This window comes from Veillonella sp. Ser01 (assembly GCF_053850375.1).
In genome coordinates this window covers 293,309-313,505 of sequence record NZ_JBSPUA010000001.1, presented here as the reverse complement: position 1 = coordinate 313,505, position 20,197 = coordinate 293,309, and the positions used below count along the sequence as shown (strand labels likewise).

The 20,197-nt window shown below is 38.5% G+C and carries 21 protein-coding genes; 1 reads left to right on the top strand and 20 read right to left on the bottom strand.

Annotation, left to right across the window (positions count from 1 at the left end; all coding sequences use genetic code 11):
• Position 1: 1 nt before the first annotated feature.
• From prmC to nth, 7 genes are all read right to left on the bottom strand, one after another.
• Entirely contained in the window at positions 2 to 871 is an 870-nt protein-coding gene (gene prmC / locus ACWTVK_RS01440; RefSeq protein ID WP_456045714.1) for a peptide chain release factor N(5)-glutamine methyltransferase, read from the bottom strand.
• Positions 864 to 1,946, bottom strand: a complete 1,083-nt coding sequence (gene prfA / locus ACWTVK_RS01435) for a peptide chain release factor 1 (protein ID WP_005386269.1) — start codon at positions 1,944 to 1,946, stop codon at positions 864 to 866. The genes prmC and prfA overlap by 8 nt, the downstream gene beginning before the upstream one ends.
• A 2-nt stretch (positions 1,947 to 1,948) precedes the next feature.
• Entirely contained in the window at positions 1,949 to 2,854 is a 906-nt protein-coding gene (locus tag ACWTVK_RS01430) for a DUF1385 domain-containing protein (RefSeq protein WP_303938465.1), read from the bottom strand.
• Positions 2,855 to 2,911: 57 nt separating this feature from the next.
• Entirely contained in the window at positions 2,912 to 3,109 is a 198-nt protein-coding gene (gene rpmE, locus ACWTVK_RS01425; RefSeq protein WP_004696185.1) for a 50S ribosomal protein L31, read from the bottom strand.
• Positions 3,110 to 3,188: 79 nt separating this feature from the next.
• Positions 3,189 to 3,458, bottom strand: a complete 270-nt coding sequence (locus ACWTVK_RS01420; RefSeq protein ID WP_005386267.1) for a YdbC family protein — start codon at positions 3,456 to 3,458, stop codon at positions 3,189 to 3,191.
• A 110-nt stretch (positions 3,459 to 3,568) separates the two neighbouring features.
• The gene (locus tag ACWTVK_RS01415; RefSeq protein WP_456045713.1) at positions 3,569 to 5,008 is read right to left on the bottom strand and encodes a hypothetical protein; all 1,440 of its coding nucleotides are present in this window, start codon (positions 5,006 to 5,008) and stop codon (positions 3,569 to 3,571) included.
• A 1-nt stretch (position 5,009) separates the two neighbouring features.
• On the bottom strand, positions 5,010 to 5,645 hold the full coding sequence (gene nth / locus ACWTVK_RS01410; RefSeq protein WP_370816127.1) for an endonuclease III: 636 nt from the start codon (positions 5,643 to 5,645) through the stop codon (positions 5,010 to 5,012).
• 123 nt (positions 5,646 to 5,768) lie between these two features.
• On the opposite strand from nth, the gene ACWTVK_RS01405 reads away from it, so the two are divergent.
• Positions 5,769 to 6,038: a DUF896 domain-containing protein gene (locus ACWTVK_RS01405; RefSeq protein WP_295838175.1), complete on the top strand. Its 270-nt coding sequence runs from the start codon at positions 5,769 to 5,771 to the stop codon at positions 6,036 to 6,038.
• A gap of 61 nt (positions 6,039 to 6,099) precedes the next feature.
• Here ACWTVK_RS01405 and ACWTVK_RS01400 read toward each other — a convergent pair whose 3' ends face one another.
• The 13 genes from ACWTVK_RS01400 to ACWTVK_RS01340 form a co-directional block, all read right to left on the bottom strand.
• Positions 6,100 to 7,347, bottom strand: coding sequence for a pyridoxal phosphate-dependent aminotransferase (locus ACWTVK_RS01400; protein ID WP_303939179.1), 1,248 nt, complete (start codon positions 7,345 to 7,347; stop codon positions 6,100 to 6,102).
• A 241-nt stretch (positions 7,348 to 7,588) separates the two neighbouring features.
• Complete coding sequence (locus ACWTVK_RS01395) at positions 7,589 to 8,158, bottom strand: outer membrane beta-barrel protein (RefSeq protein WP_105085807.1); 570 nt, start codon at positions 8,156 to 8,158, stop codon at positions 7,589 to 7,591.
• 81 nt (positions 8,159 to 8,239) lie between these two features.
• On the bottom strand, positions 8,240 to 9,283 hold the full coding sequence (gene ftsZ / locus ACWTVK_RS01390; RefSeq protein WP_456045712.1) for a cell division protein FtsZ: 1,044 nt from the start codon (positions 9,281 to 9,283) through the stop codon (positions 8,240 to 8,242).
• Between the two features lie 138 nt (positions 9,284 to 9,421).
• Positions 9,422 to 9,766 carry a small basic family protein gene (locus tag ACWTVK_RS01385; protein WP_295203248.1) on the bottom strand — a complete coding sequence of 115 codons (345 nt, stop codon included), beginning with the start codon at positions 9,764 to 9,766 and terminating at the stop codon, positions 9,422 to 9,424.
• Positions 9,763 to 10,458: a DUF881 domain-containing protein gene (locus ACWTVK_RS01380; RefSeq protein WP_105085810.1), complete on the bottom strand. Its 696-nt coding sequence runs from the start codon at positions 10,456 to 10,458 to the stop codon at positions 9,763 to 9,765. Before ACWTVK_RS01380 ends, ACWTVK_RS01385 begins: the two co-directional genes overlap by 4 nt.
• A 23-nt stretch (positions 10,459 to 10,481) precedes the next feature.
• Positions 10,482 to 11,339 carry a cell division protein FtsQ/DivIB gene (locus ACWTVK_RS01375; RefSeq protein ID WP_456045711.1) on the bottom strand — a complete coding sequence of 286 codons (858 nt, stop codon included), beginning with the start codon at positions 11,337 to 11,339 and terminating at the stop codon, positions 10,482 to 10,484.
• Positions 11,340 to 11,366: 27 nt separating this feature from the next.
• The gene (locus tag ACWTVK_RS01370; protein ID WP_303939167.1) at positions 11,367 to 12,299 is read right to left on the bottom strand and encodes a D-alanine--D-alanine ligase family protein; all 933 of its coding nucleotides are present in this window, start codon (positions 12,297 to 12,299) and stop codon (positions 11,367 to 11,369) included.
• The gene (murC, locus tag ACWTVK_RS01365) at positions 12,296 to 13,678 is read right to left on the bottom strand and encodes a UDP-N-acetylmuramate--L-alanine ligase (protein WP_456045710.1); all 1,383 of its coding nucleotides are present in this window, start codon (positions 13,676 to 13,678) and stop codon (positions 12,296 to 12,298) included. The genes ACWTVK_RS01370 and murC overlap by 4 nt, the downstream gene beginning before the upstream one ends.
• Positions 13,679 to 13,692: 14 nt before the next feature.
• A complete protein-coding gene (murG, locus tag ACWTVK_RS01360; RefSeq protein WP_287533551.1) occupies positions 13,693 to 14,802 on the bottom strand; it encodes an undecaprenyldiphospho-muramoylpentapeptide beta-N-acetylglucosaminyltransferase in 1,110 nt (369 codons plus the stop codon).
• The gene (murD, locus tag ACWTVK_RS01355; protein ID WP_456045709.1) at positions 14,802 to 16,172 is read right to left on the bottom strand and encodes a UDP-N-acetylmuramoyl-L-alanine--D-glutamate ligase; all 1,371 of its coding nucleotides are present in this window, start codon (positions 16,170 to 16,172) and stop codon (positions 14,802 to 14,804) included. The genes murG and murD overlap by 1 nt, the downstream gene beginning before the upstream one ends.
• A gap of 84 nt (positions 16,173 to 16,256) precedes the next feature.
• A complete protein-coding gene (gene mraY, locus ACWTVK_RS01350) occupies positions 16,257 to 17,243 on the bottom strand; it encodes a phospho-N-acetylmuramoyl-pentapeptide-transferase (RefSeq protein ID WP_456045708.1) in 987 nt (328 codons plus the stop codon).
• A gap of 58 nt (positions 17,244 to 17,301) precedes the next feature.
• A complete protein-coding gene (locus ACWTVK_RS01345) occupies positions 17,302 to 18,660 on the bottom strand; it encodes a UDP-N-acetylmuramoyl-tripeptide--D-alanyl-D-alanine ligase (RefSeq protein WP_456045707.1) in 1,359 nt (452 codons plus the stop codon).
• Between the two features lies 1 nt (position 18,661).
• Positions 18,662 to 20,146, bottom strand: a complete 1,485-nt coding sequence (locus tag ACWTVK_RS01340) for a UDP-N-acetylmuramoyl-L-alanyl-D-glutamate--2,6-diaminopimelate ligase (protein ID WP_456045706.1) — start codon at positions 20,144 to 20,146, stop codon at positions 18,662 to 18,664.
• Positions 20,147 to 20,197: the final 51 nt, after the last annotated feature.

Genomic DNA, 20,197 nt, shown 5'->3' with positions numbered 1-20,197 from the left:
ATTATCCCTCATACACAGCTGTTACAACGCGGTCATTTCCGCCGAGGTCAGTAATACATCGAATATTAGAGTACTGCCCTGTTTCTTCTAATAAATCCTTTACAGCCTCAGCTTGATCAAAACCTATTTCAAAGGCAATATGGCCTTGCGATTTTAAATATGTGCCACATGTTTTAGCCAAAATACGATAGAAATCAAGTCCATCTTCACCACCAAACAAGGCAATATGGGGCTCATTTAATACGTCCTGAGACAATAATTTAGCATCCCCAGTACGGATATAAGGTGGATTTGATACGATGAGATCAAACTGTTCATTTTTACCATCTAGAGCAGAAAACATATCAGACTCTAACAATTGAACACGATCATTTAAGTTAAATCTTTCACTATTTACCTTAGCCAATGATAAAGCATCGGGAGATATTTCAATACCCATGCCACACGCATTCGGCAAATAGTGTAATAGACTTAATAATATCGTGCCAGGGCCCGTACATACATCAAGGATACGAATATTACTATCCTTTTGATACGTGCCTAGTACATGCTCAATCAACGTTTCTGTATCAGGTCGTGGAATCAATACCTTATCATTAACCTTAAAGGTCAATCCCATAAAGTCCTTTTCCCCAATAATAGCCGCTACACAATGCCCCTTAGCTCGTTCTTGAACGAGAGGTCTGAAAGCATCGAGTTCCTCTTGAATAAGCGGTTGGTCATAATGGGTATATAGATAAATACGATCCTTGCCTAAAACGTGAGAAAGCAGTACTTCCCCATCAAGTCGAGGTGTATCCATCTCCTTGCTTTGAAAGTACTGCTCTGTCCACTGGAGAATACGACCGATTGTCCAAATCTCCTTATACATTTGTATTAGCCTCCTGCATTTTTGCCGCTTGGTCAGCAGCATTTAAGGCTTGAATGATTTCATCTAGATCGCCATTTAAAATAGCATCTAATTTATACAATGTTAAGTTAATACGATGATCTGTTACGCGACCTTGTGGATAGTTATAGGTACGAATACGTTCACTACGGTCACCTGTACCAACTTGGCTCTTACGGTCTGCTGCCATGCTAGAAATAGCCTCTTGTTCAGCTTGGTCTTGCAATTTTGCACGCAATACACGCATAGCTTTTTCACGGTTTTGTAATTGAGAACGTTGGTCTTGACATGCTACAACGATACCAGATGGTAAGTGGGTAATACGAACAGCAGACTCCGTTTTATTGATATGCTGACCGCCCGCACCACTCGCACGATAGGTGTCGATTTTTAAGTCTTTTTCATTAACTTCAATATCAACATCTTCCATTTCTGGCAATACCGCTACTGTAACGGTAGACGTATGTACACGGCCTTGTGTTTCTGTAGCAGGCACACGTTGTACACGGTGTACACCAGATTCAAATTTCATCTTGGAGTATACATTTTCACCATCTACAGAGAAAATAACCTCTTTAAAGCCACCTAATTCAGGCTCATTGGCATCGATAATCTCGCAACGCCAACCTTGGCTTTCCGCATATTTTGTGTACATACGGAACAAATCGCCTGCAAATAGTGCTGCTTCATCACCACCGGCACCACCGCGAATTTCAATGATAATATTCTTATCATCATTAGGGTCCTTAGGCAATAAAAGGATTTGTAATTTCTCTTCTAATTCCTCTTTTTGAGGTTTTAGCTCTTTTAATTCCTCTTGTGCCATTTCACGGAATTCTTCATCCATGGATTTATCTTCAATAACTTCCATAGCTTCATCAATACCAGCTAATACTTTTTTATAAGTACGGAATGTTTCAACTGTTTCAGATAATTGAGCATGTTGACGTGTTAATTTACGCCATTCATCTTGGCGTGCAATCACTTCAGGGTCACTGATGCGCTGCTCCAGGTCCATAAATTTATCTTCAATAACTTGTAATTTATCTACTAACATGTTTATTCCTCTTCATATGCATCACTCTCAGGAGGGCGAACCTCTTCAAGAGCTCGTATAGCGACTTCAATTTGATCATCTTCTGGTTCACGTGTGGTCATGTACTGTAATGCAAGACCTGGTTTGATAAGAGCTTTCACAAAGGAATGCTCACTACGACCAGCAAGACGAATAACCTCGTACGCAATACCTGCTACTACGGGCATAAGCAGTACGCGGCTCAGAATACGTTCTAACAAATTAGGCCAACCTAAAAAGGCAAATACAAAGATACTTACTACCATAACGATGAGTAAGAAGTTTGTACCACATCGAGCATGTAAACGACTTTGTTGACGAACGTTTTCTACGGTAAGAGGCAAATCTAATTCATAGGTATGAATTGTTTTATGCTCTGCCCCATGATATTGGAAAACTCGTTGAATATCCTTCGTAAGACCAATACCCCAAATGTAGAGTAGAAAAAGAACTAAACGAATGACACCTTCAATGAGATTTAATACTACATGATTATCCTGTACACCAGGAATAAATTTTACGATAAATGTAGGCAATGCCAAAAATACAGCTATCGCAAATATGGTGGAAATAACCATCGTAATGGCAATTTCACTATTAGACATTTCTTCCTCTTCATCGCCAGCGGCTTTAGCGGAGAAGGACAATGCCTTCATGCCAATGACTAGAGATTCATAGAGGGCTACACAGCCACGAAGAAATGGTTTTTTCAAAATTGGATATGTGTCAGCAATAGATTTTGTAGGCTCTTTTTGAACTACAATGGTTCCTGATGGTTCTCGTACAGCTGTTGCTGTAACACCAGGCCCCCTCATCATGACACCTTCGATCACAGCTTGTCCACCGACAAACTTTTTAATACGTTCTGTGTTCACAAGAGCTCCTCTCATAAACAAATAGAGGCAGAGCCCATAGCCCTGCCAATAGATGCTACATTACATGACAAATTATTTGCCGTAACGTTTGTTAAATTGTTCAATACGACCACGAGCTTGAGCTGCGCGTTGTTGACCAGTGAAGAACGGATGGCATTTGGAGCAAACGTCTACACGAAGGTCTTCTTTTACAGAGCCAGTTTTGAATGTGTTGCCACAACCGCAAGTTACTGTAGCTTCTTTATAGTCTGGATGAATACCTTGTTTCATTCTATACACCTCTTTCCGACAATCAATATTATTCTTATAGATTATAGCATGACATATGCACAAATGCAAGTTGCCAATACTATTCCTTGGATGCTTGTTTTTCTTCAATAGACTCAGCTAGGATGGTCTCTAAGTCACTTTCATTAAGGATGTCACGCAATGCGATGAGCTCCTCTAAAGAAAGGGTAATACCCTTTTTCATGCTTGTATATTCACTATCCCAAGCACGAAGGTCAAACTTAGGATTATATTTGCCCCAGCTAGTGCATGTTAATTGTTTTTTCCAACCGTCTTTATCTTCAGATAAAGTACCAATAACTTTGAAGATTTCAAAATTAATAACAGCCATGAGTCCTCCTTTCTTACACATTCGTGTAGTATGTTTCATACCTACTATATTTAGTAGTTTATATTTTTTAGGATACGATATATTTTAAACTAAATATTAGACTTTTACAATTAATTTTTATAATCGCTATAATCTTCAATATCAATAGATGTTGTTGGTGGCATAACTTGAGCGCCTAATTCATCTACTGTAGATTTCCAATCCTCTGTCGCTTCTGTCACAGCCTTGATATACGCTTCATCAGCTGCTTGAACAGATGTGATTAGTTGAGCCTCGTCGTTAACATCTAACACGCGTCGACGTACGCTGCTAAGCATATAACCGAATGACTCATCTGTTTGAACGAGCATGGAAACTTCTTGAATCAATGTTTGACCAATAGTGCTACAGAAGTATGCATACCACATATAGGCTAATTCAGCATCTGGGAACATCCAATAGATGTCCTCTTTTGGTGCTTCTGTAGTAATATCTACATCTACATGGTCTGTATGACGTTTAAATGTAAGGAAATAAGCGCCATTTTCAACAAGAGCATTACGACCTAATTCAGAAACTCGGCTGTCGATACAGTAAATACCATCTTGTCCTAAGGCTACATCAGTTTGACCACCTGGTAGCAAAATAGAACGCAAAGACAAGCCATAATTTAATACGGTAAAGACGGGCAATTGAGCGAACACACCATGAGGCAATGGAATATAATTAATCGTTTTCCATTCTTCGCCAACGCGTTCACGAAGGCCAACACGCATCTTTTTAACATCATATTTGCCATATACAATTTCGTATGCTCCTAATGGAGTCCACTCACGGATAGCTTCCACACGTTTTTGGTTCAAGAAGAATTGTAATGCCATATTGTTCAAACCCAATTGATTTTGTGCCATCGTAGCCGGTAAGAACAATTGAGCCGTCCCTTCTGGTACCAAGTTATGTAAACCATTAGCCACTTCTTCCACAATATCTTCAGAGGATTGGAACATGCCAACCGTTCCTGTAAAGATATGATCAAAATAGCTGCGATGAGGCCATTGATTAATAATTTGCGCCATCGGATATAAACGTGTCAAAATGCTATAGCACACTGGAGATGCCGTATAAAGCACAACTTTTTTATCTTCATAAGATTGAAGGATTTCTTCAATCATACCTGCGTATTCTTCTACATAAGCATATAGAACGAGTTCTCCCGTTTTACTATGGGCTTCGATACTTTCACGAACAGGAGTCTCCCAGATAGTACCAACATCTAGACCATCTAAAATACCTGTATCGCTAATAAAATCAAATAATTCGACTCTAAAGGAAGGGCCATATAGAGCTTGGAATGTATTCAAATCATATGGAACAGGGCCAAAAGACTCTACTGTAGATTTTTCCGCTAACGCATATAAATCATCAGCCGTAACGCCCCACTCACGGGAGCTGGCATTACTAGAAATTAATTGATCTAACACTTTAAAACGCATTAACTCATTTACAATATCAATACCTTCAATGCCATGAGTAGCACAAAGGGCAATAAATTCTTCGTTATTTACTTTCATATTAAACCTTTCCAGCTGAAGGACATAAGTGATTTAAAAAACATTCTTCACATAAAGGCTTACGAGCCTTACATAGTTTACGTCCATGGTAAATTAACCAGTGATGGGCAGCAGCCCAATCCTCTTTAGGAATTGCCTTCTGCAACTTTAATTCCATCTCTTCTGGTGTTTTAGCAATTCCCAGTTTTAATCGGTTAGACACACGGAATACATGAGTATCTACAGCAATCGCTGGCGTACCAAACAATACAGATACTACCACATTTGCAGTCTTACGACCTACACCAGGTAATTCAACGAGTTGGTCAAATTCCCGTGGCACTTCCCCATGGTATTGTTCTACTAGAATCTGACAAGTTGCAATCAAATTTTTGGCTTTAGATTTATAAAGGCCACAGTCCTTAATAAGAGTTTCTAATTTGGTAACCCCAACTGCTAGCATCTTAGCCGGATGATTTAGTTCAGGAAATAACCGTTTAGTAACGATATTAACTCTCTCATCCGTACATTGTGCAGATAATACAACTGCCACTAATAATTCAAATTCATTTGTATACTCAAGGGCAGGTTTTGCATCAAAATAATGCTCTTCCAATAATTTCAATTGTTCTGCCTTTATTGCTTTTGTTACACGCATACAGCTCTCCTTTCTCACTTGTGAAAGTACAGACGCGTACAACTTATATCTTACCATACGTATTCATTTAGTTCTATGTTATAATAAATCAAGTTATTCTAATATAGAATACAGGAGGTCAATATGAGCAATATTAACGATACATTAAAACGTATAAATGAACTAGCAGCAAAGAAAAAATCTGGGCAACAACTCACACCAGAGGAATTAGCAGAAAAAAAAGAACTTTATGAGATTTACTTAAGCTTCATTCGAGGCCAAATCACAGATACATTGGATCGTGTTGAATTCGTGGATCCAGAAACAGGTGAACGTACAGCGCCTAAACGAGCACTTGAAAACTTGGCTAAAGAAGCTGACAAAGATATTAAAGAACATAAAGACATTCACTAATGTAAGAAAAGCCACTTGATCCATGTATCAAGTGGCTTTTCACATAAGTTTTACTTATCTATTATAATTTACCAAGGCGTTTCATGGCATTATAAATTTTTTCGGCAAGACCTGTCATTTGGAATTTAGGAATACCGCATGCTGCAACGCGAATACCATTTGCTAAGGCAATAACATAAATATGTTCTTTCTTCAATTCTTCACAGATAGCATTAGCAGAATCTGTAGGAATCGTAATAAAGAAACCACCGCGATATGGCAACATAGGAAGACCAACTTGTGCCGCCTCTTGTTTAAATATATCAGCACGATCGCGAATCAATTGATAATAGCTATTACGCTCATCTTCATAGGCCTTAAATTTAACAGGATCTGCTACAATATTAGCCATCGTGCGCATTGCAGGACGGCAAATATTAGACCACGTAGCACGACTTGTAGATTTATTAATTTCTAAGAATTCATCAGCAATTTCTTCGTCATCAGAGATACCAATCATAGCACCTACACGTTGACCATACATAGTGAAGCCTTTAGACAAGCTGTAACATACACATGTGAGGATTTCTTTTGGCAAATGACTGAATTTACTAAAGAATGCACGAACTTCTTCTTTTTCACCAGAATAATCAAGGTATGCAACATCAATGCCAATGATTACATTATTACGGCCTATAGCAACGAGTTCTTTTAAGAAATTTAGAATAGATTCCCAATCTTTGTCCTCTATAGAGTAACCTGTTGGGTTATTACCAGGTGTATTAAACAAAATTACAACATTTGTTTGTTTCGCAGCTAATTCATTTACACGATTTTGGAACGCTTCATGGTTAAAGTTATTATGTTCATCAAATAGAGAATAGGTAACAAGTGTACGACCTACATCGCTACAAAGTATACGATAGGCACCCCAGTACCAATCAGCAGTCAACACCTCATCACCAGGTTCTGTATAGTTATGAACTAAGTGATGAATACCGCCTGTACCACCTGTAGTAGCAATACTACGGATATGACCTTCTGGACGAGATTGTCCAAAGCATTCCGCCTCTGCAGCAGCAAGGAACTCAGGTACACCTGCAATCGGAGCATAACCAATATGTTCCATGTCAGAAAGCCCCAAATATTCTTCTTTAACAGTTTTGAGGAAAACTAAGTTACCTTCTTCATCATAAATAGCACCTAAAGTACCGTTTACAACATTCTCACGACCATTTTCTTTTGCATCAGCTATTGCTTGTCCAGCAGTAACAAAGATCACGTCCTTTAATTTTTTCCCTTTTGCATGCTTTGCAGCAACACTTGTCATAACTTGCACCATCCTATCTAAAATGAATATTACACACCTATCATACCTAAACTTATTTAATTATACAATGTGTATTTAAGAAATATATTGTATACATAAGAAAAAATACTAATTACAATCTGAATTGTAAAAAAGCTAAGGTATATAGTATATATACAATATCCTATACAAAATATTTTTATAAATCATATGCTAGTATTTATAAAAAAAAGACCACTCATTTGAGTGGTCTTTAGTATCCTTAGAAGGAGTAGCCTACACCAGCGTGTAAACCATTTACAGTTTTATCATTGTTGTTTACGCTATATTTATCATAGCCATAGTATACGTTCAAGTCTACATCAGGGCGAACTTCATATTGAGCACCTACTTGGTAAGTTTGTTTAATATCGTTACCCCAACCAGCTTTAGCAAAGCCGTTTACTTTTTCTGTCAATGGCACATGACCAATAACACCAGCTTGGAAACCTAATTCTGTATCATTTGTACGAATTGCAGTACCAGCACCATATACATTTACGTTTGGATGCACTTTATAAACTAATGCTAATTGATGATCTTTAATGTCGCCATTTTTTGCATTCAATTTATCATAAGAATATTGAACTGCAGTTTTATTGGAAAGATCGTGTTGCAAAGAAACACCGAAACCGTCGTTGCTATTGCCGCCACCTTTAGATACATGTTGTTTAAATGCATAATCAGCTTGTACTTTAGTGGAACCGTCGCTAATTTTTGTTACAGGTGCCGCTGCAAATGCACTACCTGCCACAACTGTAGCTGCTAGAGTTAATAATACTAATTTCTTCATTTGTACCTCCTATACACATATCTCAAGATATGTCTTACTAAGTTACTTATTTACGAATGTTTTTATTATACACTCTATAAATTAGCGTTTCATGAATACAGGGATATCTGGGATACCGCTGTTAGTTGTTGTTGTAGTGGATGCTGGACGAGATGTAGTAGTTGTTTTACCGAATTCTGGTACGCTTTTTGCATTAGAATTAAAGCCAGTAGCCACAACTGTAATTTGAACTTTATCGCCCAAGCTTTCATCGATAACAGAACCGAAGATGATATTTGCATCAGGGTCTGCTGCTTCAGAAATGATTTCAGCTGCTTCGTTGATTTCGAACAAGCTCAAGTTTGCACTACCAGAAATGTTGAGTAAGATGCCTTTAGCACCATCGATGGAAGTTTCCAACAATGGGCTATTGATAGCCATTTTTGCAGCATCTGCAGCGCGGTTTTCACCTTCGCCAATACCAATACCCATCAAAGCTTCGCCTTGTTCAGTCATGATAGTTTTTACGTCTGCAAAGTCAAGGTTGATTAAACCAGGAACTTGAATCAAATCAGAAATGCCTTTGATACCTTGACGAAGTACATCATCAGCTGTGCGGAATGCATCACTCAAAGAACATTTTTTATCTACAACTTGTAACAATTTATCATTAGGAATAACGATAATTGTATCAACTTTTTGAGTCAAGAACTCAATGCCTTTTTCTGCTTGTGCACGACGACGTTTACCTTCAAATGCGAAAGGTTTAGTTACAACGCCTACTGTTAATGCACCAATTTCTTTAGCACATTCAGCTACGATTGGAGCAGCACCAGTACCAGTACCACCGCCCATACCAGCAGTTACGAATACCATATCAGCACCTTCAAGAGCTTTAATGATTTCTTCACGGCTTTCTTGAGCTGCTTCTTCACCGATTTGTGGATTAGCACCAGCACCAAGGCCTTTAGTAACTTTTTCGCCGATTTGAATTGTTACATCCGCTTTAGACAATTCAAGCACTTGGCTTTCTGTATTAGCAGACAAGAATTGAACACCTTTAAGATCGCTATCTACCATGCGGTTAACAGCGTTATTACCGCCGCCACCAACACCGATAACTTTAATATTTGCAAAATCAGACATTGAACTTCCTCCTCTTATCGTTATCTATTGTATCAATATACGTCCCAATGTATCGATTTATATACTGACTATCTTATAACAATTACATTTATTTTACACTAAAATTTGAAAACTTTCCACTATATAGAATGGGATTTATTAGAACCGCTTAGTCATAATTATTTTGCGTATAGCGCCTACATTAATAAATACACGTAACCCAAATCCAATAAGAGCCACATAGTATAAGTTAATGCCTATTAAATCACCAACATATACAAGAATAACAGCTAATACCATATTTGAAAAGAACCCAATGACAAAGTTACTGAGATCAAAGGTTCTTTCCAATGCTGCTCGACTGCCACCAAATACTGCATCTAAAGCTGCTAGAACAGCTACAGAAGTATAATTCGAATAACTAGCAGGGATATGAAGTGGTGCTATCCATCCTAAGGTAGCCCCTATAATTAGGCCAATGATGGCAAAGATATAGATATTCATTCTTTACCTCCTAACTCATTAGGCTTCATATATTCTTCTCTAAAAGTACCTGTGAAAGCAGGAATCGCTACATCCTCTTCTTGCTTTATAGTTACCTTTATTCCCCAATGTTTAAGTGAATCTACTACACCACCGCGCATAGTGAGCGCAGAATTTAATGTCTTTGGATCTCCAATAGCTTTCACCGTAAAGGGAGCTCCAAAAACCTTTCCATTTACAGTAATAGTCGGGCCTGAACATCGTATTTCAGACGTTCCTATGAGGCGTTGATCATTAATAGCTATCGCTTCAGCCCCACCAGCCCGTAATTCATTAACAATTCTTAGAATATCTTCATCATGAATTACATACAAATTGGGATTTTCCCCACTTTGTACAGGCTTTAAGCTATCTTCAATCAATACACTAACGCCCGGCCCTTTAACATTAGTTAAAGCCGCTTTCATCATGAGCTGTTCATCAGCTTTACCACCGCCATTGGCACCAGATTTTTTTAGTGACTCAATTTGCTTTAACAAAGCATCACGTTCACTCTGGGCCTCTCTCAATTGTACCGCCAAATCGCCAGTCCGTTGTAAGCGAATATTTTCTTCTATATTATCTTGAGTCATCTTATATTGGGTAACAACCATGAACCCTAATATACAGCTGACTATGGCAATTGCCCACCGTTCGTGTCTCACGACAATCATCTACCTTTATATTCAACATGACCTTATCTATCTTGTTTTTTATCATCCTTCTTAGTAGATGAATTTTCTATAGTCGGTGCTCCATTCTGATGCTTTTTAACTTCAGGCATCACATCGGTTTTAATGTACGGCGATGAAACATTAACATCTATATACTGTACATTACCATGTGTCTTTTTAATATCTTGTAACATCGACTGAGTTAGCTCTGCTTTTTTAGCTAAGTCTTTGCCATCTCCCAGTCGAATCTGTATACCTGAAACAGTATATGCCATTATCGCATCAGGATCTCCAATATTAACCTCTGCAATATTCTTGAATGTCTCCTCATCGAGTGAGTTCAAATATTCAAGAGCCGCCAATATCGGTTTATCTACTACCGTATCACCTAATAGTATATTTCCAGCTTTCACACCAGAAATCATAGGAACGGATGTGTCTTGTATAGCTGGCTCAGATGCAATCACTTGTCCCTTACTATCAAGGGTTAAGTATCCAAACTGAGCCGGTACGACTGCAACTGCCTTGCGTTCTACAACATTTACCACCATTGTCAGTGGCAACTGATAGCTAATTTGAGCCTCTTCGACACGTAAATCTTTTGATAATCTAGTTTTTAATTTTTCTGTACTAATCTGCAATATATTAACAGGTTCATGAATATCACCAGCTACCATTACATCTTGTACAGTTACCTTATCCGATCCAGTAACTTTTAAGGATCCAAAAGGAATAGGTAGTGTAAACAACCCCACCAACACGAGAGTAACTGCACCACCGATTTTTAACACTCGTTTTCTAAATACAGCCCGTTCATCACGAACAGGTGTAGAAGACTGCATCTCCCCAGAGTTGGATGGATGGTTTTGCTTATCATCCATAGTTAACTCCTTATCTTCTATTAGCCCTTAAAATTTCCCTATACTAGCTGTTAATAGAATTTTTTCACATAATGTTGGGAAGTCAATTCCCATTTCTTTTGCTGCTTTTGGTACTAAAGATGTTGCTGTCATACCAGGCACAGTATTGTATTCAAGAACATACATATTATCTGCATGGTCTGTCATAACATCAACACGAATTACCCCACTGCCTTGTACTTCACGATACACAAGCTCCCCAATGCGTTGCATTTCAGCAGTCATTTCTGCACTAATAGGCGCTGGCACTAAATACTCAGTAGCACCTACAGTGTACTTACTCTTGTAATCATATTCACCAGAATGTGGACGGATTTCAATAACAGACAATGCTTTACCATCTAATACAGATACTGTAAATTCACGACCATCAAGAAATTGTTCTACCACAAGAATAGGATCATATTTTAGAGCTTCCGTTACAGCCTCTTCTAACTGAGCTTCATCGCGAACAATAGTAACCCCAATGCTAGAACCTTGCGTAGCAGACTTCACAACTACTGGAATTGTAAAATCCTTACGAATATGCTTAATAATAGCTTCTGCAGATTCAAGATTACCATTAAAGGACTCGGATGCTGCAGTAGGAATATTAGCACCTTTAAATACATCTTTACTTACTTTTTTATTCATACCTACTGCATGAGCCATAATACCTGACCCAGTGTATGGAATTTCAGCCATTTCTAATAGACCTTGCAACGCACCATCTTCGCCGTAACGACCATGAATTGCATTAAATACAACCTCGCCACCTAAGTCTTCAATATCTTTTAATACAGTGCGCGGATTGAGTTCTAAAGTTTGGGCATTATAACCTTTGCTTTCAAGTGCTTCTGCAATAGCAGCGCCAGTACGACGAGATACCTCAGCCTCTTTGGAAGGACCGCCCATTAATACGATTATTTTTTTATCTTTCATTGTAAGCCTTCCTCCAATATAGCTAATAATTTTGGTCCATATTGATTAATAGAACCTGCACCCATGGTGATAACTAGGTCGTTAGGTCTTACTATTTTCGCTAATACCTCAGGCAAATCGTCAACAGATGGTACATAATTTACGTCTTGACCTGTGGCCGCTTTAATAGCATTTGGGATCGTATTGCCATCAATACCAGGGATTGGATCTTCACCAGAGCTATAGATATCTGTCATATATACTTCATCAGCGCTTGTGAAAGCAGTAGCAAATTCATCCTTTAACAAGCTTGTGCGAGTAAAGCGATGTGGCTGGAATACACAGATAACACGATGTTTTTCCAACTCTTTTGCTGCTTTCAATGTTGCTTTAATTTCTGTAGGATGATGAGCGTAGTCATCAACAACCCATACACCTGCTACGTGACCTTTTGTTTCGAAACGACGTTTTGCACCGATAAACTTACCTAAACCTTTAGTAATGGTGCGCGTTTCTACACCACAGCAATCATGAGCAACAACAAAGGCAGCCAACGAATTCAATACATTATGTTCACCAGGAACTCGTAAGCGAATGCGCTCAACATTCACACCATTATGGTATACATCATAGACCAAAGTAGAGTCTACATAGTGAATATTTTTAGCTACATAGTCATTATTATCACTTAAGCCATATGTAATGAAATTACGATTTACACGGCTCATAACATAACGAATATTCTCATTATCTCCACATACGATTGCTTTGCCAGATTCTGGTAACGTTTCGACAAACTCACAAAATGCATTTAACAAATTATCCATTGTTTTGTAGTGATCCATGTGATCATCTTCAATGTTAGTAATAACAATAGTATGTGGTCGTAGTTTCAAGAAAGACCCATCACTTTCATCTGCTTCTACTACAGAGAAATGGCCTTTACCAAGGCAACTACTACCTTTTAAATAATCTACTTCACCACCGATAATAACTGTTGGATCAGCTTCTGCTTCTACTAAAATTTGACCAATCATGGATGTAGTAGAAGTTTTACCGTGAGCACCAGCTACTGCAATGCCATCTGTTACGTCTAACACAGCTTTTACAATATCGGAACGGTGTAAAATTGTAATACCTTGCTCTTTAGCAGCTAGAATTTCAGGGTTATCTTCGCGAATAGCCGTAGAACGAACTACAGCATCAACGCCTTTTACATAATCTTTATTATGGCCAATATGAACTGTAGCGCCCATATTTCTGAACTTTTCAATAACTGCAGAATCAGCTACATCTGAACCAGATACGTCATAACCTTTTTGAATTAAAATATTCGCTATAGCACGCATGCCAGACCCACCTATACCAATAAGATGAATCTTATGAATACCGTCTAACATAAAACCTCTCCTTGTTACTTTGCAATAGATAATGCTAATTTTGCAATATCATGAGCTGCATTAGGTTTACCTAACTGCAGCGCTCGTTCTCCCATTTGTGACAATAAATCACGATTGGCCATAAACATTTCAATTTCCCCTATCAAATCATGGGCACTTAACATTTGGTCAACAATCATATGCGCTGCCCCTTCTTGAACAAAAATACGGGCATTATAGGTTTGATGATCTTCCGCTGCATATGGATATGGTACCAATACAGACGGAATACCTCGAACTGCTAGTTCAGCAAGACCGATAGCACCAGACCTAAAGACCGCTAAATCAGCTGCCGCTAATGCTTTTGGCATATCGTGTAAATATGGCAAGATCAATGAGGAATTACCTAAACCATCACCATCGGTAATACCAAGCTGAGATAACACAGATTGATATTCCCCATCCCCTGTAATATGGATTAATTTAATTCCTTCTGTTCCTTGAAAATGCTTATGTACATCTATCATAGCATTATTGATAGTTCTCGCCCCACGAGAACCACCGGCTATAAGAACGGTGAACGTGTCATCACTTAAATTAAAATAATTACGTCCATCTTCCCTAGTATCTACTAATACATCAGGACGTACTGGATTACCAGTATATACTACGCGTTTTGCCTTTGAAAAAGATGATTCTGCATCCTTGTAGCCCATAGCGACTACATCAACAAAACGGCTTAGAATTTTATTTGTAATGCCTGCAATGACATTTTGTTCCTGTATCAACGTTGGAATATTGCGCAATGCTGCGGCCATAAGAATAGGACCACAAACATAACCACCCGTACCAATAACTACATCAGGCTTAAAGTTGGAAATGATTGCATTAGCTTTCACAAGAGAAAAAGCAGTCTTGCCTAACGTCACCAACGTACCAAAAGATAATTTACGTTGCAAACCTTGTACAGGTAACGTAGTAAATTCAATGCCTTCTTTAGGCACTAAGGTAGCCTCTAAGCCCCTTTCCGTTCCTACATATAAAACCTGTGCATCAGGGTTCTGTTTCATAATTTCCTTATATATAGTTATTGCTGGGTATATATGTCCACCAGTGCCACCACCTGAAATAATGATACGTTTCATTAATGGTGTCTCCCTTCTTGCAACATATGAACACAGTTTTTAAAATCATCGCCACGTTCTTCAAAACAGCTATACCAATCAAAACTTGAACAAGCTGGCGATAATAATACAATATCACCTTGGGCAGCCAATTTATACCCCTGTTCTACAGCATCTTTCATAGATGAAGCTCTATAAATAGGCTGAACACCAGCCTCTTTTGCAGCAGCTTCAAATCGATCCGCTGCTTCCCCCATAAAGATAACAGCTTTTGTATGCTCTTTAACAAGCTGCATAAAGTCTTCTAACGGAGTCATTTTATCATGACCACCAGCTAATAAAATAACGGATTGATCAAAGGATTCCAATGCTTTTACAACAGAATCTACATTAGTAGCTTTAGAATCATTATAGAATGTAATTCCATCAAGAGTTTTAACTCGCTCTAATCGGTGTTCAACACCATGGAACTCGCTTATAATACGATGAATGGTTTCTACCGGTACACCTAACGCATAAGCTAAAGCGATAACAGTTAAAATATTTTCAATATTATGGCTACCTGGAATGTGGATATCAGCACTACCAATAACAGGTGTTGCTGTACCATTCTTTGTTACATAACATTGTCCTTTATCATAGTAAGCACCATTTGAAACCACTTGATGTTGACTAATTTCAAGGATATGGCTAGGTGCACGATGTTTCATGTCTGCTACAATAGGATCATCAATATTAAGCACCATAAAATCTGTACTCAATTGATTTTCAAAGATGCGTTCCTTCGCAGCAATATAATTTTCCATCGTCTTATGACGAGCTAAATGATCTGGTGTAATATTGAGCATAATAGCACCAATCGGTCTAAAATGCTTAATTGTTTCTAGTTGATAGCTAGATAACTCAGCTACCAAAAAACCATCTGCTGGCATGGAATAAGCTACTTCACTAAGAGAATCGCCGATATTGCCACCAACGCGAACTGGCTTTCCAGTTCCTTCCAATACCTTAGTTAATAATGTTGTAGTAGTGGTCTTACCATTTGTACCTGTAACGGCTACAATTGGCGATTTAGATAACTCATAAGCCACTTCTACTTCACTAACCACATCAATACCACGAGCTTGAGCGGCTTTTACAATGGGAATATCTAGAGAAATACCTGGAGAAATAACAATGCGATCCACGCCATCAAGCAAGGATTCATCTTGTCGACCTGTAATAATATCTACACCTGCTGATACAAGTCTTTTTTCCTCATCTGCAGGCAGTGTAACAGGCTTATAATCATTTAACACTACATGGGCCCCAACTTGAGCTAATACCCAAGATGCGCCTATACCGCTGGCACCAGCGCCAAGAACAAGTATATGTTTATCTCCGTATTCCATCTATATCACCTAAATTATCAACAAAAATAATGTATTCCTATCTTATAAGCATACCATTATTTGCGTGTTCCGTTAAGTATTATCTTACAAAGTTATAGTCGCTAAAACGACGCCAATAACAGCTAATACAGCGCCACCAAACCAGAAGCGATTAACAACAGTTTGCTCAGCCCAACCAGACAACTCAAAATGATGGTGAATTGGGCTCATTTTAAATACGCGCACACCACGAGTTTTAAAGGATATAACTTGAATAATAACGGACAATGCTTCCATAACAAAAATGCCACCAATTACAACGAGTAGCAATTCTGTTTTAGTCAAAATAGCCATAGCCGCAAAAGCACCACCTAAAGCTAAGGATCCAGTATCCCCCATGAACACCTTCGCAGGGTTTACATTGTATACCAAGAAACCAAGGCAAACAGCGGCTACAATGGCGCCAAAGTAAGCAACGCTTTCAGCACCAGCAGAATTTGTTGTAGATGCAGCCATAAGACCAATCACGGAGAAAGCAATGGCAGCTACAGCAGAGGTACCACTAGCTAATCCATCAAGACCATCTGTAAGATTTACTGCGTTCGTAGCACCTACGATAATTAAAAACGCCAAAACATAATAAGCCCAACCTAATTGAAGATGTATATCTGCTACAGGAATCCACAATGTGGTAGGAATAACCATAATTTCAGTAATACAGTAACAGAATATGGCCGCCAAAATAAATTGACCTAGCAACTTTTGCTTAGCTGTTAAGCCAAGATTACGTTTTTTAACTGCTTTTACAAAATCATCAAAGAAGCCCAATAAACAATGGCCCAATGTTAAAAATAATAACATGCCTGTACCTACATTCCATGGTGCGAAAATAGCAACACCAAGAACAAGGGCAATCATCATGAAAGCACCACCCATTGTTGGCGTACCCGCTTTCGCTTGATGACTTTCTGGACCTTCTTCACGAATACTTTGTTGTGCGTGTAAAGAACGCAACATAGGAATAGCAATTTTACCTAGCACTACTGTAATGATAAAGGTCACTACAAAGGCTAATAGAATATGATATATCATATGAACCCTCTACTCATTAATAAACAGATGACGGCTAGATATAACTAGCCGCAACCTTTTATTCTCGATCTTTTAACTCTTCAACAACCCGTTCCATTCGCAAGCCTCGGGAACCTTTGACAAGGATAACATCCCCTTTTTCACGAATATCGCTATAGGCATTAGCCATTTCTAAATGGCTATTACAACGGAATGTAGTTAAACCTGCTTTTTTTGCTTCCTTAGCGATGAAGGCCGCAGCATCACCAAATGTGAATACTACACTATAACCTTCTTCAGCAAGCAATTGACCTATTTCACGATGCGCTTGTTCAGTATAATCACCAAGCTCAAGCATATCACCAAGCATAGCGATTTTACGTTTACCTTCTAGTTGACCTAATGCTTTAATCGCTTCAGCCATAGAGGAAGGATTTGCATTATATGCATCATTTAAGATAACAATATCTTCAAATGGTACGATTTCTTGGCGCATAGGAGTGCCGGTAAACTCGCTTAAGCCTTTGCGAATGGTGTTGGATTTAATCCCCAAAACACGACCAGCTACAATTGCTGCCAATGCATCATATACATTGTGTTCACCAATCATAGGTAAGAAGATATCGAAAACTTCGTCATAACATTTGCAAGTAAACTTAATACCGTCTTTTTTATAACGCAAATGGCTACCAATACATGTAGCATTGCGTTCGATACCATAAGTAATAGTTTTACCTTTAGCAAGGCTATCCATAGCCTTAACATATGGATCATCTTCATTGAGAATAGCCACACTATTTTCAGGCAAACAACGAATTAATTCACCTTTAGCTTGTGCAATGGCTTCACGAGAGCCTAACAACTCAATATGGCTAGTACCAACATTGGTAATAATGCCCATAGTTGGTTCCGCAATCAATGCAAGCTCTTCAATTTGACCAAGACCACGCATGCCCATCTCTACGACACATGCTTGATGTTCTGCAGTTAAGCGCAACAATGTTTTTGGCAAACCAATTTCATTATTAAAGTTTTTTTCAGTTTTCAAAACATTAAATTCTGTACCAAGTACAGCAGCCACCATTTCCTTTGTTGTAGTCTTACCAGAAGAACCAGTTATAGCCACTACAGGAATATCAAAGCGACGGCGATGATAGCGAGCCAAATTCTGATACGCTACCAAGGTATTTTCAACCTCGATACATGCGATACCTTTTACGGCACGACCTTTTTCTACGATTGCACCTGTAGCGCCCTTTTCAATGGCCGTGTTGATGAAATCATGACCATCAAAGGTATCACCTTTTAAGGCTACAAACAAAAAGCCTGATTCAATCGTTCTTGTATCAGTAGATACATCTAAGAACTTAATATTTTCGGTATGTGTACTCGTCCCTTCTGTGGCGTCTACCACTTGAGACAATGTAAATTCTGCCATATTAGATCTCCTTGAGGGCTGCTCGCGCCTCTTCACGATCATCAAAATGAATCGTTTTATCCTTTAAGATTTGGTAATCCTCATGCCCCTTACCAGCAATTAGTACAATATCCCCAGGTTTTGCATTTTGTATTGCATGTTGAATCGCTTCCCGACGATCAACGATTACTTCATAATGAGAGCCTTCACGAAGGCCTTCTTTAACGCCTACTTCTACATCTTTCACAATTTGTACAGGATCCTCTGTACGAGGATTATCAGATGTTACATATACTACATCACCATATTGTGCAGCAATACGACCCATGATAGGGCGTTTTGTCGCATCTCGGTCACCACCACAACCAAAGACTACGATAATGCGATTTTCTTGAATAGCCTTTGCAGTTTGTAAAATATTTTCTAAACCATCCGGTGTATGTGCATAGTCTACAACAACTGCAAATGATTGACCTTCTTCGATTAACTCAAAGCGACCAGGTACAGCGCTAAATGTTTTCAATGCTTTATCTATATCTTCCATAGATATGCCTTCTAATAGACAAGCACCAATAGCAGCCAAAGTATTATATACATTAAATAAACCTGTGGTATTCATAGCTACTGTATAGTCATGGCCATCATAAGAGACAGTGTAACGGCTAGACTTAGGTGTCATTTCTACATCATGAGCATTCAACGTACCTTTACCATCAATACTGTAAGTAATGATAGGTGCCGTTGTTTTCTCAATTACTCGATGACCATATTCGTCATCGATATTAATGATAGCCCCTTTACCAGATTTACTTTGATTAGGTGCGCTAACTTGTTCAAATAATTTACACTTAGCTGCCAAATAATTTTCAAAGGTCTTGTGAAAGTCCAAATGATCTTGTGTTAAGTTTGTAAATACCGCTGTATCATATTCAACACCAGAAACTCGCCCCAATGCCAATGCGTGTGAAGAAACCTCCATTACACAATGTGTAACACCTTCCTCTACCATTTGATGAAGAATATGTTGCAAATCCACTACATCAGGTGTCGTATTATGAATTGGATATGTTGTATCACCAATCATAATATGAACAGTACCAATAACGCCCACTTTATGACCTTGAGCTTTTAAAATATGACGAATCATATGTGTTGTAGTCGTTTTACCATTCGTACCAGTAACGCCAATCATACGCATGGAATTTGCTGGATAATCAAAGAAATACGGCACACATGCCATCATAGCTTTACGAGTGTCCTCTACAGTGATAACACAAACATCACCACTTACCTCTACTGGTTTAGATACAAGTACTGCTACTGCGCCAGCTTCTACGGCTTTATTTACATAATTATGACCATCTACAGTGGCACCATCTAAAGCAATAAATAAACTACCTACTTTTACAGCACGAGAATCAGCTGTAATATCTAATACTTTAACAGCTGTATTACCTTCTACATGCGTTGTTTGTAAGGTTTTTACTATATCTTGTAATTGTTTCATATACAATCTCCTTTACACGCAAAGGAAAGCAGCCCAATACGAGCTGCTTTG